Here is a 15052-nt window from a genome sequence, read left to right as displayed (position 1 = left end):
ATGTCAGTTAACGAACACAAAAAGGAGATTGAGCCTTGAAAAATCAGTACGGGCAAAGTTGGCAAGCGATCCTCGGGGGCGTCTTACTCGCACTGTTAATTTTAGTTCTTTCGAGTTCTTTTGTGATTATCAATCCCGGGGAAGCGGGAGTCATCAGTATTCTCGGAAAAGCTCGTGATGGCGCATTACTCGAAGGCATTCACATTAAACCCCCGCTAGTGTCAAAAGTCGATATTTATGACGTAACCGTTCAGAAATATGAGGTTCCCGCTCAAAGTGCGACCCGAGATTTGCAAGATTTGAAGGCACGATTTGCCATTAACTTTCGTCTCGACCCGACACGAGTGGTGGAAATTCGCCGAACTCAAGGAACCTTAGAAAATTTGGTTTCTAAAATTATTTCCCCTCAAACTCAAGAAGCATTCAAAATTGCCGCAGCCATCCGCACTGCGGAAGAATCGATTACTAAACGCAGTGAATTAAAGAGCGATTTTGATATAGCTTTGAGTTCTCGTCTAGAAAAATATGGGGTAATTATTCTCGATACTAGCGTCATCGATCTGAATTTTTCCACAGAGTTTGCTAAGGCAGTTGAAGACAAACAAATTGCCGAACAGCGCGCTCAACGAGCGGTTTACATTGCTCGGGAAGCGGAACAAGAAGCCCAAGCAGAAATTAATCGCGCTCAAGGGAAGGCGGAAGCACAACGCTTGTTAGCAGAAACCCTCAAAGCGCAAGGGGGTCAACTAGTTTTACAAAAAGAGGCGATCGAAGCTTGGCGCGAAGGTGGCGCTCAAATGCCCAATGTTTTGGTCATGGGGGGCGAATCTAGTAGCGTTCCTTTCTTGTTCAACTTACAGCGTTTTCAAGAGGCTAAATAAGCTAATTGAAAGTTGAGTTAAGTTGAGAATGCTTGGCTTTTAAGGCTTTTAAATGGATTTTATTGAATAGATCGGGACACGGCTGACCCGTGTCCCGATTTTATAGATTTTATAAAGTTTGGAGTCAATAAAGGGTAAGGACACGGCAGTGCCGTGTCCCTACAGGCGATCCATCTATTAGAGAGATTTAATCACAACGCATTCAAGCGGTAAGTTTTGTGGTGGTTGCCTAAAAATAGTTTTCGCAATAACAACGATCGCGCCAGTAAGCGATAGATCAAATAAGAAAAGATTAAAGTCACCAGAGATCGCCATAGCGGATTTTGAAAAATAGAGTATTTTAATAGTGTAAACTGGATCGGTTGGTGTAAATACATAATCGCCATCGAGGCTTTACCTAATTCGGCAAAGACAACCCCCAAATAGGTCGTCGAATCGATCGCCTTCACCAGGTTATAGGTCATCGTAATTCCCGCGATCGCGATCGTCCAACTCAATAGAGGAATACCATAATCTTTGTATTTCATATCAAAATCCAAATTCCATCCTAAAGAGCGATCGGCGAAAATTGCCACGATCGCCACGATCGCCGCCGCGACCAAAAAAAAGTATTTATTGGCTGTCAATCGAGAGGTGAAATGACCTAAAGCATAAAACGATAAGGCGATCGCCACTACATTAAGATTCCAGGGAAATCGCCAATTTTCTAAAAAATAAGAGTCGAATAAAGCCAATCCGTAACAGCCCAATATGATTAAAAATAAAAATTGCTTTCTTCGCTTGTATTTTAGATAAAGTAAGTTATAAATTTGCTGAGTAAAAAACAAACAAGTAATAAACCAAAAGACATCAAACCAGAGACTGAGCGATCGCCCGCCGTAAATTTTACGAAGGGTCACAATTAATGTATCCCAAATCAGTGAAAGACTCGGATCGCGAACAAATTGCAAAAAATAGACAAAATATTCTGGAATGCTGAAGAGAAATAAAAAGGAAATATAAGGAATAATTAAATGACGAAATTTGCGCCTGAAGTAATTTTTAAAATAGTATTGCTGTCGGTATAAATGCCCGCTTATAAAGAAGAATAGGGGCATGTGGAACCAAAAAATATAATCGTGAGTTAAACTATCGGGATCGACCACATGACCGACCACTACCGTCGCAATCCCGATTCCTTTCCAAATATCAATCCATTGGATTCGCTTAAACATGACGTCCCCCACCGATCGCCCGTCTCCCTTTGTTGTTAGGGTAACATCGCGATCGCGAGGGAGTACAAATATTAATGATTTCTCCGTCAAAAATAGACTTTAACGACGATTGCGACGGTCGAGAAATACAAGTTGTTGGTAAAGAGTTTCAATTTTGGGTAATCTTACCCCAACTTTAGCCGCTTTTTTGAGGGGATTCCCAAAAATCGCCTCAATTTCTAACGGTTGTCGGCGATCGTAATCTAATTTCATGCTCGTTAAATAGGGCTTCATTTTTACTGTTTTATCGAGCATTTCTTGTACGAATTCGGGGGCGATCGCGCGATCGTGAGCTGCCGCCCCGTTGACGACTTCTTGCATTAAATCTTCGGCTAAAGATCGGGTCGCGCGATCGGCGATCAGTGCATCAGTTTTAGCATCGAGAATCACCGACAACCCATTAAAAGGAATATTCCAAACTAATTTTTTCCAACGAGATGCGAGCAAATCTTCGGAATCTAGGATCGTAATTCCCGCCCGATCGAAATCTCCGGCGATCGCCTGCATTCTATCCGTAATCCCGCGCGCACGGTAACTTTCGTCATAATCTCCCAATTCGATCGCGCCATAATCCGAATGGCGAATATGTCCCGGGCCGATCTTATTAGAACAAATAAAACATAAACCCCCCATCACGCGATCGCTGCCGACAATTTGCGCGACTTCTTCTTCTGCCCCCAACCCATTTTGAAGCAGTACAACGACCCCATTTTCTTTAACAACAGGCGGTAATAATTCCGGTAATAAATGATTGGCCGTCGTTTTTAAAGCAACAATAACAACATCGCATTTTGGCATTTTTTGGGGCTGTTGATAGGCGTTTACTTCGGGTAAGGTGAAATCGCCATTGACCGATTCAACCACTAAGCCGCGATCGCGCACCCATTGATAATCGCGATTGAGCAGAAAATGAACGTCAAACCCAGCTTGTTGTAATTTAGCACCATAAAAACCACCGATCGCCCCGGTTCCAATCACGGCGTAACGGCGTTGTAGTCGAGTTGGTGTAGTCGTTGGTGTCATGAGATTGGAGATTGGAGATTTTAGATTTTAGAGGGCAACAGAACGGTCATCTTCATGATTTTGCGATGATTTTGCGATCGCAAGCCCACGGGACGCGCGCACGACGGATCCCCTGCGTTACAATTAATAAGGTATTTACGAAACTTAACAAAATAGGCTGTGCTAACTCAAGAGCTGACCTCGGCTGAACCTTTAGAAAAACTCACTTGGACCTGGAAGGGGCATCAAATCCAGTACACCGTCAAAGGAAGCGGGCGCCCGTTAGTTCTCATTCACGGATTCGGTGCGTCCATCGGTCACTGGCGCAAAAACATCGGCGTCCTCGCTGGCGGCGGTTATCGGGTTTTTGCTTTAGACTTGCTCGGATTTGGGGGGTCGGACAAGGCGGCGATCGCCTACAGTTTGGAACTGTGGGAAGAGCTGATCGGCGACTTTTGGCGCGAACAAGTCCGAGAACCTGCGGTGTTTGTCGGGAACTCGATTGGCGCTTTACTCAGTTTGATGACCGTCGCCAATTCTCCAGAAAAATCTCTCGGTGGCGTCTTGATTAACTGCGCCGGAGGACTCAACCACCGACCGGAAGAACTCTATTTTCCCTTGCGCGTCGTCATGGGAACCTTTACAAAATTAGTCAGTTCGCCGACCTTCGGCCCGTTTATTTTTAATCGGATTCGCCAAAAACACCGGATTCGCAACACCTTGCGCCAAGTGTACGGGAATCGCGAAGCCGTGACGGAAGAACTCGTCGAACTCCTCTATCGTCCGTCGTGCGATCCGGGGGCGCAATCGGTGTTCGCGTCGATTTTGACGGCGCCCCCGGGAGAACCCCCCGCCACGTTTTTAGACAAAGTGGACCGTCCCTTATTGGTTCTGTGGGGTGAGGACGACCCGTGGACTCCGATCGCCGGAAGTCAGGTATTTCAAGATCGCCGTGAATCGCTACCGTTGGAGTTTATCTCGATCCCGAAAACCGGACATTGTCCTCACGACGAACGCCCGGAAATCGTCAATGAAGCAATTTTGAACTGGTTGGCGGACCTTTCCTAAGTGCACCGTAGGGGCGAACCTTCAAAAATCTGCCGCCCCTACGGCGCTATCCCCTTTACCACTCCGTTTTTTTCTTGGGAGTTTTCCAATCGTTCTCCCAATCTTGAGGGGTTTCGATCTCTTCGGCGTCGGCGTTATCTTCGTCGGCGTTATCTTCGTTATTGCTTTCAGTTTGACTCGGCGGGGTCGTGACGCGATAGGGGGCGTCGTAGACGCGATCGCCCGAATCGGTCGCCGTTGTCGGGTTGACGGATTCCGACTCGTCGCTTTCGCGATTTTGTACACCCTCTTCACCTTCCCAATTTTCCCAAGGTTCCTCGGATTCTTCCTCCGTTTCGCCAGAAGTGGCGCGGGAAGTAGGGGATGCAGGGGGTCGGTCTCCCTCTCGATAAGTGTAGGAATAGATCGAACCGGACCAGGATTGACGGGTGGGCGGTCGTTCGACTTCATACTCCTTGGAAGGAGAGGCGATCGCGCGATCGTCTTCGTCGATCCAGTTTTCCTCTGGTTCTCCTTCTAAATCTTGTAAATGGGTTGCCTCGTCTTCTCTCCCGCGTCCCAGACGGTTGTCCGCATCGGTTTGGATGTAGGTTTGCGCCCCGGAGGGATTGACGCGCGCTTCAACCCGATCGCGGCGATCGCGGCTGCTGGCGGGCGATCGGGGTAAATCCGGTTCCTCGGACCATTCCGGCGGTCTAGATCGCCGTGTCCCCCGCCGTTGCACCGACGGATTCGACAGTGAAAACAGCGCCCACATCATCCAAGCCGTAGTAAATCCCAGGGCGATCGCCCCCACCACATAAAGTGACAGGGGGAGAGGAACAGTTTTTAAACCTAAAAAAGTTAAAGATAAACTCGGTTGGAGATTTTGGAGAGTAAAAATAATTAGCCCTCCAAGAATAACCAAAAATACTATATTGCGAAAATCACGCATGAGAGAAGTTGAGAGTTGAGAGTTTAGATTTTAGAGTTTAGATTTTAGATTCAGGAAGTTGCGAGTCAATCGATGCGAGAACCCTTGCCATCTTCCCCGTCTTACCTCAATGCCCCTCCCAACGCCGAATTGGAATACAATCAATCTCGAATTGATCTAAAGCGCGGGCCACGACAAAATCAACTAAATCTTCAATCGTTTGGGGTTGGTGATACCAGGCGGGAATCGCCGGGACGATGCGGGTCCCTGCTTCGGCTAACGTCGTTAAATTGCGTAAGTGAATCAGACTCAAGGGAGTTTCTCTGGGGACGAGAACGAGTTGGCGACCCTCTTTTAATTGTACGTCGGCGGCCCGTTCGAGCAGATCGGAACTCAAACCGCACGCGAGTTTGGCCACTGTACTCATGCTACAAGGAATCACCAACATCCCCCGGGTGCGAAACGAACCACTGGCAATGTTAGCGCCGACATCTTGCCAGGGGTGACAGCGTAGGCTTCCGGTGGTGACGCCTCCCGCTTGTTGGCGCCAAAACTCCGCCTGTCGGTCGGGTTCGGCGGGCATTCGGATATTTTGTTCGGCTTGCCAAACAATGTACGACGCTTTGGAAGCGACCAGTTCGATCGCATAGTCCGCTTCGAGAAGGAATTTAACGGCTCTGGCGGCGTAAATCAAGCCAGAGGCGCCGGAAATTCCGAGGATTAGGGGTTTGGATGGAGCTGAAGTCAAAAGGGTTACAGTTCAAATCAAGGGCAAAAAAATGCAACCTCGGAGGAAGTGCGTAAATTGTATTGTAGGCTTCCACGGGCTAGGTGAGGATCGAGCAGGTCTCCATTTCCTCGGCCAGATCGTCGGTTGGTCGATGGGTGGGTTGTCCGAGATTGAGAGTGGGGGGGAAATTTTTTGCGCCTTGACTCGGGGATGGCGAATCGCGATCGCCACTCCGATACAATGCTTGTACAACAAGAGTTTTCACCATGTCTCGATTGGTTAAAATGGGTCGGTTGTGGCCGACGGATGCCCGGGGTTATCTGATCAATGAATGTGGGACGGACCGGATCGCATCTCCCTGGACGGAGTTGGTGGAGGTCTGGAAAGCTTTATGTTTGAAGGCGTTGGACGATCGCGCCGTCAGTTTGTACTTGCGCGGGTCGGTACCTCGCGGAGAGGCGATCGCCCGGATATCCGATCTCGACGGCGTGGTGATTCTCCAAGAGAATTATCCCCTAGAAGCGGCCCGATCGCAGCTCCAGGCGATCGGTCGCCATCTCCAACAGCGCTATCAATTTTGTCACCGCGTTGAAACGTCGGCCCTTTCGGAAACGGCGCTACAGATCTCGCCGTCATCCCCTGCGCCTGGTTGGTGGTCGTCCTTACTGAAAACTCAGGGATTGTGCGTTTGGGGTCGCGATTTCAATCCGATCTTGCCTCCCGTCAAACCCGATCGCGCTTTGGTGACTTACGCTGTTTCTTTAAAGGACGATCTGGTGCAAACCCTCGATTTTTTGCGCAATTTGTCCCCCGGTCAACTCAATTTCGACAGACAAGTTCGCCGTCGCTGTCGTTGGATTTGTCGTCGCTTAGTGCGTGCCGGATTTGAGTTGGTGATGGTTCGCGAAGGCATTTATACGCGCGATCTGTACTTGAGTTACGAGTATTTTGCCCGCGCATTTCCCCAGTGGGAACGGCAAATGTATAAAGCGGTGCAGTTGGCCATTTTTCCGACGGGCGATCGCGCGGGATTGTTATTATTTTTAGCAGGATTTGGCGCCGAACTGGCCGATCGCACCGAAGGGATTTTAGACGGCGATCGTTAATCCGCGCGTACTTGCAAAACTCCTTCGGTCACCAAGCGTTCGATCGCCGGGACGATTTCACTATAAAAGTCCGCTTCTGGCACCGCTTCGGCTAAATCGGATAAGTTAAAGCGCTCTTGTTTAAACAAACCGTCGGCGAGGCGATCGCGCAGACCTTTGAGGGTGATTTTTTTAGAAGCAATTCGTAATTGATAGTAATCCGAATCGAGCTTTTTAACCTCCATTGTTTCGGGAAAAACCCAGATAAATTCGCTTTCCCAGGGGTTATCGAAAATGCCGATCCCGAGTTGACTCGGCAGGTCGATCGGTAAGGGGGGGCGATCGCGGTAGGCGAGATCTTCAATATATTTTTGTCGTATTGCCGGGTCTTGAAACAAGGCGATCGCCCGTTCGGATAACTGTTGCAATTGCCGTTCGAGGCGATCGCGATTCCCCTCCCAAGTGAGGGGCAAATTTTGCCGCCATTGCGGATCGTCTTGCAATTCTCGGGCGATCCATTCCCACCAATCCAGTCCGGTTTGGCAGTCAATCCCGACGGTTAGATGCAAGGAGGCGCGATCGCCTGCTAAGGCATAATGCCAATGTCCGCGAGGGATATAAAGCAAATCTCCCGCTTTTAACGTGCATTCTAAATAAGGTGGACTCTCCGGGGGCAGTCGATCGCGGCTGCGACTTTCGGAAACGGGATAGGGAATGGTTTCGGAATAGACAAACCACTGTTTTTCCCCTTCAATTTGTAAGACTAAAACTTCGTGAGTGTCGTAATGGCAATTAAACCCTTGTTGTCGCGGGGGGGAACAATATAAATTGACTTGGGTTCGATAACCTATTTCGTCGCGCACGAGGGCGATCGCCTCGGCCACTTCCGGACAATGGCGGTCTAAGCTATTAATAATTAAGGTCGCTCCTTGGTTGAGGCGATCGCGCCAGTCGCGTAAATCTCGACTTTCTCCGAAGCCTTTACTGGTGGGAGCAAACTTCAAATCCGGTGCGTGCAGACCGTGATAGTTGAGTAAATAATTGAGTTTTTTCCAGGAAAATAAGGACTTGAATTTTTCCGGGTCTCGGGCGCTAACGTGAAGGGCTTTTTGCGTCCAATGGCGAGTAAAAAAATCTTCGAGAGAATGGGGTGTAAATAAGGTTTGTAAGTAACTCATTGTTGGGTGGGTTTTGCATCGAAAATGCGAATCGACCCGATGGATAGATTGGATGTTCGGGCGATCGGCATCCCCCCAGGTGATGTCTCCGCTTTATTTCCCCATCAACGCTATGCGATCGCTAATCTCGATCGCCGTTGACTAAGCTCGATTGGCGTCGTAATCGTTGTTGGTGTCGTAGTCTTCGTCGTTGTCGTTGTCCGCCATTAACATCGGTTCGGACGCCCGACGGTCTAAGTCGTTGACTTCGATTTCGATCGCCGTCTGAGACGAGGAAGCCGACCCTTCTGAGGACAAGTCGGCGATCGCCGCCTGAGACATACCGGGCAGTAACACGCTCGCTTGGGCGCCCAGGAGTAAGCTGAGAACGAGTTTCGGATTGAGCATGAGATCCTCTCAATAGCTGTATAAATTGATGTTATTATAATGCATTTTCTCAGTTTTGGCGTGAGAAAATGAAGGCAGTTCCGAAATGGTCTCAATCCCTGAGATCCAAGCGAGGTTTAAGGGACGGGCGATCGTCGCGCTTCGGTTCCCGTGAAACGGGGCATACAAGAGGGTGCGAACGCCTAACTCACTTTAAGAAAGATTACGAGAGTATTTCTCAGTTTTTCGAGCTAAACGGTCGAGAATGACGGCAACCTCAATCTAAAATCCAAAAACTAAAATCCAAAAACTAACCCAAGCTGACAGAGGAGCTTGGGTCGATCGCGATCGCCCGAACGAGGAATGAAAGACTTCGATCGAAGTACCGCCATTCCCCGACGGCGTAAATAATTAATCTTCGTCGTCTTCGTAATCGTAATTGCGATCGCGCGGGCGATAATCGATATCGTCGTCGGTACTGGGGGCTTCGCTACCCCCGCCAACGGCGACCAGATCGATTTGCTGGCGGTAGTAATCGACGCTTTTCACTTGCACTTCGACCCAATCCCCGAGGCTGTATTGCTTGCGGTTCTTGCGTCCGACCAAAGTTTGCTGGCGGCGATACTCGTACCAATCATCCTTGAGGGAGGAGACGTGAACCAAACCTTCGAGGCGTAACGGTCCGCGTCGGTCCGAATCGACCTCGATTTCGACGAAAAATCCGTAAGACTGAACCCCGGTAATCAAGCCTTGGAAGGTTTCCCCCGTGCGTTCTTTCATCAGTCCAGCTTTTTTCAACCCTTCGAGGTCCGCTTCCGCTTCTTGGACTAACTTTTCCCGTTCGGTGAGGTGACCGACCACGGAACTGAAATCGGACTCGAATTCGTGGTGAACGTCGGGAGGCAGGACGTTCCAGGTAATTTGACCGTGACAACTGCTGTGATGGAGGTTGACCCGGTCTTTGGAACGAGTAGATTTGCGATCGCGCCCGATGTCGAACACGGCGTGTAGCAAGCGTTGGATCAACAAATCGGGATAGCGTTGCAACGGCGAGGTGCAGTGGCTGTAGCACTCCATCGCCAAACCGAAATGAGATGAGGGAATCGTGCTGTAGGCAGTCGGTTTTAAGGTCGATTCGAGCAGGTAGGTCAGCACGCGCTCGCAGGTAGAGGCGGCGAAGACTTCGGTAAAATCCTGATAGTCTACAGAGGTCACATCTTCTTCGTCGTCGAGGAGAATTTCGACCCCCATATTACTCGCCAATTTAATCAGATCTTCGACTTCATCGAGATCCGGTGGCGGTTGCACGCGATAAACGGCGGGAACGCCGAGTTCTTGCACGTGAAGGGCGACGAGGTGATTGGCCAAGATCACAAATTCGCTCAACATGCCCTCAGTGTTGAGGTGCGAGCAGGCGCTGACGACGCCTTGGATGCCTTCATCTTGGTACGGTGAGGGACAAATTCCGTATTGATTCGGGGGTAAGTTCAACTCAAATGCCCCATTTTCCCGGCGTCGTTGTTGCAAGGAATAGCTCAAAGCAAACAGTTGTTCGAGCATTTGGGCGATTTCTTCGGAGATCGCTTCGGGTTTTTCGCTGGAGTATTGTTGCTGTTGAACGTCCCGCCACCATTCGGGGATCCCTTGCAGTTCGGTATGTCCGGCCATTTCCTGAAGGATCGGATCGGCTTCGGCGTTGGTGACGTAGCGATCGAGATGGATGACGCTGGGTTGGATTTCGTATTCGATCGCATTGGCATCTTCGTCAACGACAATCAGGATCGAGATGGCGAGGCGGTCTTCGCCGGGGAAGAAGGAACAGCGATCGCGGGCGAGGCTGTCGGGAACTAAAGGTAAAATGGTCTCGCCGAGGTGAACGGTGGTGCCGCGTTTGCGCGCTTCGCGATCGAGGGCAGTATCGGGTTTGATGTAAAAGGCGGCATCGCAGACGTGAATTCCCAAGCGGAATTTATTGTCTTTGAGGCTTTCGATGGTAAAGGCCCGTTCGACCAGGGGGCGATCGCTGCCGTTGACGGCTTCAGGTAAAATCGCGATCGTTTCGACTTTGCGTAAGTCGAGACGGTTTTTGAGATCGGCTTTACGCAGTTGTTTGGGCAAGCCGTCGATCTCGGCGTGGGCCACGTCGGCAAACAGGCGCGGTAAGTCGTGCTTGCAGCAGACGATATCCAAGTCGTTAGCTTCTTCGGCGTCACTGCCGAGGATTTGTGCGACGCGACCGAGGGGAGGATACGGCCCGAGGGCATAGCGAACGACTTCTACGTGAACGAGATGTTCGATCGCTTTTTCGAGTTCGACGCCATTGGCTTTGATATCGAGTTCAAATAAAAGACGGTCGTCTAAAGGAACGGCTTTATATTGGGAACCTTCTTGTTTGACGCGGGCGAGTACGGAAGGGTTGGACCGTTCGAGAATCAAGCGGACTTCGCCTTCGGGCGATCGCCGCCGACTCCCTTCTTTAATGATATTGACCAAGACGCGATCGCCGTTCCAAGCATTGCTCAGATGGCATTCGCGGATATAAATATCTTCCGTCCCTTCTTTATCTTGAATTGCAAAACAAAATCCCTTGCTGGAGCAACGGAGTTTGGCTTCGACCAGATTATCGTCCCACGCTCGCCGATAGCGACCTTTGTCTTTGACTAAGATGCCAATTTTCTCCAGGGCATCTAAAGCGATCTGGAGTTTTCGCAGAGTCGTGCGATCTTGGCACCCCAATTTTTTTTCTAAGACCTTGGGTGCGACCAACTTATCATCGGTAAAATTGGCCAGCAGTGTAGCGATTGAAAATTCCATTCGGCGATCGATCCTTCTTCTTTGACTTTTCGCGATCTTCAACTGAGAAAGAAATGACGGGACAACCCTACATTTTTTCCCGGTTTGATTGGATGTGGACAAAGCGACGAGGCCGCTCAATTGTGCCGAGAGCCAACGTCCTACACCATCCCGGTTGACCCGATGGGGAACATGCGGTGAGTTCCACCTCGATCGGTCGTGCAACCCCTGGATATCCCTATCCCCAGAAACCTGACCTTGGCGATTGTCCAGCCCGCATTCTCTGGCTGTTCGGTTTTTCAGTCCCTCGTGCCGCACTTTCGCGGATTGAGACGGGCGTAGTACGCATCACGACGATGGCACAGCACGAGTGACTGACAGTGGCGATCGCGAGAATCGCTCTGTTTCGTCCCGATGTCACTCAGGGTGTAGTTGACGTCCGACAGGAACTACACGGAGCGGGTGGCAGGCTGGAACTCGATCGGATTTCGGTTCGCCAGTGGCTTCGATCCGTTAACGGAGTGGGAACCCTAGAATCCGAATCGCGGGGTTGAGCTGGAGCTGCTGGACGTGGGGTGGTGTTCCTCGCTCGACGCCATGCCGTCGAAAACCAATCATCTGCAAACTATTCTACCCAATAAGCAGCCCCATTCTTCACGACTCTTGGGATGGGTCGGCAAAAGACCCGTCTCGATCGCGATCGCCCCGGCGGGCGAAGCCGTCGTCGTTCCCCCGCGTCCTCCCCGTCTCTCGGTAAAATAACATTGTCCCAGGTCTGTCGCCCTTTTAACTTATTTGCCGCTCCGGTTTGCCGTTGTCCGCGATCGTCTCGGCCAGGTCTGGTCTCCCCCATCGTCTCCCCTGGGGCGTTGGAGGGGTCTATGGTTCGCATGTTGTATATCCACTCTCAGAACTCGATGATGTTAAGTGAATTTCGCGCTCGTTATCCCACGGGCAGTCTCATTTCGGATTTGCTCAAAATCCACGAAGGTCAATATGTCGTTCGCGTCCTCGTGGAAGTAGACGGTCATCCCGTCGCTACGGGCATGGCCACGGATGACAGCCTCGAACAAGCGGAAGACCGCGCCCGTTTGAGGGCTTTATCGGCCTTGGGATTGGACGTGTCTTTATCGGGAGTTTCCCGCGAAATCCCTTCCCGTCGGTCTTTATCTGTCGAAACTCCCGGCAGTTTTGGCGGTTCGGAGCCGTTGAGTGGCGGCCAGCGTCTCGGCGCACCTGCCTCGGTCGGCGACCCGGGACGAACTCCGGTCTCTCCAGTCAGTCACCCTAGTTGGGAGCGATCGCCCCATCCGGCCCGTCCCGCTTCCCCTCCCCCCAGTCGATGGGAGTCGGCCAGCACGTCGGAGGAGCCTTGGGAAGAAACCGTCGCGTCAGATTCCGCTTCCCAGACCGTGCCTTTACCCTCCCGGGGCGATCGCGAGGCACCTTCGATGCCGAGTCGCGACTTCGACGAGTTTGAGTCTTCTTCAAGTACACCTGCCCCAGAGCGTCCCACCCCCGCCAAACCGACGCCGATCGCCTCGGCGGCGCCCGAGACCGATCCGGACGAGGAACCTGCGGATCTGTCCAATTTGATTGCGAAAACCACTATTGAAATCCGCCGTCTCGGCTGGACCACGGACCAAGGACGCAAACATCTGGAGATGCATTATAACGGCAAGCGATCGCGCTCCGAACTGTCTCCGGAAGAACTGCTCGATTTTTACGAATACCTCAAAACCCAGCCGGATCCCTAAACCCGACTGAGCCGTTCGCGGCGATCGCCACGGCACCCGGAGCATCGGCGCCCCCATTTGGCCGAGGGCGATCGCTACACGGTCACTTTTTTGTCCCCATCACATCCAAAAGGTGACGGGCGATCGATAACTCCATCCGCCTGTAATTTCACTGACGAGAATTCACTGATTTTCTCTCGTCAAAACTACTGAGATTACGGATAAATTTTGACGAATTTGTTGGAAATTTAGAGAGTAATTTCCTGAAAAAACTGAATTTTGGGCTAAATATTGGATTCGATCTGTCTTTAGACAGATTTTTTCCCCAACATCTTTACAAAAGTTTAGCCGAAGGCTTACCATAAGCCAATAGATTTTAAAAATGTAAGCGAGTGGCGATCGCGATTTCCCTGATTAAGTTATTGGAACTTTTCAGCCAAAAAGTAATCTTTTTAGCTGAAATCTCAAAAATATTCAATCAAGTTAAAAAATTGAGGTTGAGTCCGGGGCAGTTCGGTCAGTATCTCAACACATCAAAACAGCAGCGTCAGTATACGGGCTGACAAATTTCACCGTGAAACAACTCAACAACTTGATGAACAACAGCGTCATGCACACAACCAACACGAGGGGAATCGAGAGGCGATCGACCATGACAAAATCTACCAATGACCGACGAGGAATCGTCGTTTTATTAGTAGACGATCGCCCGATCGTCGCCGAAGCCGTCAAACGGTTGCTCAAATACGAAACCGATATCGAATTTCACTACTGCCAAGATGGCGCACAAGTCATTCCTCTGGCCGAAAAAATTCAACCCACGGTCATTTTACTCGACCTGCTGATGCCGGACGTTGACGGATTAGTGCTACTGCGCTTTTTGCGAGCCCACGAGTCAACCCGAGAAGTTCCCGTCGTCATGCTTTCGACCAATGACGACCCCCAAAAGAAAGCCGAAGCCTTCAGCAATGGCGCCAATGATTATTTAATCAAACTTCCCGATCGCGTCGAATTGGTCGCTCGCATTCGCTATCATTCCGACGCCTATCTCAACTTACTCAAACGCTACGAAGTCGAACTCACGCGCGCGTATAATCAAGAGTTAGAAAGACGAGTAGAAGAACGCACGCGAGAACTCACAGAAACCCTCGCTCACTTACAAGAAACCCAAAGTCAATTAATTCAAAGCGAAAAAATGTCGAGCTTGGGTCAACTCGTCGCCGGAATTGCCCACGAAGTCAACAATCCTATCAGTTTCATCGCCGGAAATATCGAGCATACGAGCGAATACGTTCAAAACTTATTAGAACTGATCGAACTCTACGAACGCCACTATCCCGAACCGTCTCAAGAAATTCGGGATTTTCAACAAGAAATCGATTTAAGCTTCGTGCGCGAAGATCTGGAAAAAATCGTCGATTCGATGAAAATGGGAACCGATCGCATTCGAGAAATTGTCTTGAATTTGCGCACTTTCTCCCGACTCGACGAATCGGATATGAAATTTGTCGATATTCACGAAGGGATCGAAAGTACCCTGCTGATTTTGCAGCATCGGCTTAAAGATTCCAGCATCGAAATCGTTAAGAACTACGGCGATTTACCCTTAGTCGAATGTTATGCCGGACAACTCAATCAAGTGTTTATGAATTTGCTGGCAAACGCGATCGATGCGGTCAACTCCATCGAAGAAGAAGGGCGATCGCCGCAAATTGAGATCGAAACGTCACTCAACGAAACCGACGATAGAGTGAGCATCCGGATTAGCGATAATGGCGTGGGAATTCCCGAAGAAGTAAAAAATCGGATTTTCGATCCATTTTTTACCACCAAACCTGTCGGAGAAGGCACCGGATTGGGACTCTCCATCGGCTATCAGATTGTCACGGACAAGCATCAAGGGGCGATCGAATGCGAATCGAGTCCCGAAAGCGGTACAGAATTTACGATTACTATTCCTATCCAACAGTCCAAACTGAGCGATTTAGCTTCCTATCGTGTTGCTTCGACGCCCAAAAATTCTCAAGTTCGTAAGGCGATCGCTTAA

12 protein-coding genes are annotated in these 15052 nt (G+C 50.2%); 5 read left to right on the top strand and 7 right to left on the bottom strand.

What is annotated here, in order from left to right; translation table 11 throughout:
* Nucleotides 1–35 precede the first annotated feature (35 nt).
* Entirely contained in the window at nt 36–881 is an 846-nt protein-coding gene (locus HCG48_RS06680) for a prohibitin family protein (RefSeq protein ID WP_168568456.1), read from the top strand.
* Between the two features lie 191 nt (nt 882–1072).
* Here HCG48_RS06680 and HCG48_RS06675 read toward each other — a convergent pair whose 3' ends face one another.
* Complete coding sequence (locus HCG48_RS06675) at nt 1073–2095, bottom strand: acyltransferase family protein (RefSeq protein WP_168568455.1); 1023 nt, start codon at nt 2093–2095, stop codon at nt 1073–1075.
* Nucleotides 2096–2194: 99 nt separating this feature from the next.
* Nucleotides 2195–3157 carry a putative 2-dehydropantoate 2-reductase gene (locus tag HCG48_RS06670; RefSeq protein ID WP_168568454.1) on the bottom strand — a complete coding sequence of 321 codons (963 nt, stop codon included), beginning with the start codon at nt 3155–3157 and terminating at the stop codon, nt 2195–2197.
* Between the two features lie 159 nt (nt 3158–3316).
* Here HCG48_RS06670 and HCG48_RS06665 point away from each other — a divergent pair, with 159 nt between their 5' ends.
* Complete coding sequence (locus tag HCG48_RS06665; protein WP_168568453.1) at nt 3317–4204, top strand: alpha/beta fold hydrolase; 888 nt, start codon at nt 3317–3319, stop codon at nt 4202–4204.
* A 55-nt stretch (nt 4205–4259) separates the two neighbouring features.
* Here the strand turns inward: HCG48_RS06665 and HCG48_RS06660 are convergent, their stop codons facing one another.
* Nucleotides 4260–5138 (bottom strand): LapA family protein, encoded by an 879-nt coding sequence (locus tag HCG48_RS06660; RefSeq protein WP_168568452.1) that lies wholly within the window; start codon nt 5136–5138, stop codon nt 4260–4262.
* 106 nt (nt 5139–5244) lie between these two features.
* Nucleotides 5245–5865: a flavin prenyltransferase UbiX gene (locus HCG48_RS06655; protein WP_168568451.1), complete on the bottom strand. Its 621-nt coding sequence runs from the start codon at nt 5863–5865 to the stop codon at nt 5245–5247.
* A 248-nt stretch (nt 5866–6113) separates the two neighbouring features.
* Between HCG48_RS06655 and HCG48_RS06650 the strand changes: the two genes are divergently transcribed.
* A complete protein-coding gene (locus tag HCG48_RS06650) occupies nt 6114–6953 on the top strand; it encodes a hypothetical protein (protein ID WP_168568450.1) in 840 nt (279 codons plus the stop codon).
* Here the strand turns inward: HCG48_RS06650 and HCG48_RS06645 are convergent.
* The 3 genes from HCG48_RS06645 to HCG48_RS06635 form a co-directional block, all read right to left on the bottom strand.
* Nucleotides 6950–8110 (bottom strand): cupin domain-containing protein, encoded by a 1161-nt coding sequence (locus HCG48_RS06645; RefSeq protein ID WP_168568449.1) that lies wholly within the window; start codon nt 8108–8110, stop codon nt 6950–6952. The genes HCG48_RS06650 and HCG48_RS06645 overlap by 4 nt on opposite strands.
* A 141-nt stretch (nt 8111–8251) precedes the next feature.
* Nucleotides 8252–8497, bottom strand: coding sequence for a hypothetical protein (locus HCG48_RS06640; protein ID WP_168568448.1), 246 nt, complete (start codon nt 8495–8497; stop codon nt 8252–8254).
* 390 nt (nt 8498–8887) lie between these two features.
* On the bottom strand, nt 8888–11290 hold the full coding sequence (locus HCG48_RS06635; protein ID WP_168568447.1) for a ribonuclease R family protein: 2403 nt from the start codon (nt 11288–11290) through the stop codon (nt 8888–8890).
* 647 nt (nt 11291–11937) lie between these two features.
* On the opposite strand from HCG48_RS06635, the gene HCG48_RS06630 reads away from it, so the two are divergent.
* Both HCG48_RS06630 and HCG48_RS06625 read left to right on the top strand, forming a co-directional pair.
* Complete coding sequence (locus tag HCG48_RS06630; protein WP_168568446.1) at nt 11938–13026, top strand: slr1353 family protein; 1089 nt, start codon at nt 11938–11940, stop codon at nt 13024–13026.
* Nucleotides 13027–13657: 631 nt separating this feature from the next.
* Nucleotides 13658–15052 carry a hybrid sensor histidine kinase/response regulator gene (locus tag HCG48_RS06625; RefSeq protein ID WP_210437187.1) on the top strand — a complete coding sequence of 465 codons (1395 nt, stop codon included), beginning with the start codon at nt 13658–13660 and terminating at the stop codon, nt 15050–15052.

It is taken from the genome of Oxynema aestuarii AP17 (assembly GCF_012295525.1).
Lineage (GTDB): Bacteria > Cyanobacteriota > Cyanobacteriia > Cyanobacteriales > Laspinemataceae > Oxynema > Oxynema aestuarii.
Note: the sequence above shows the minus strand (reverse complement) of the source record. Positions and strands in the feature narration are given on the sequence as shown.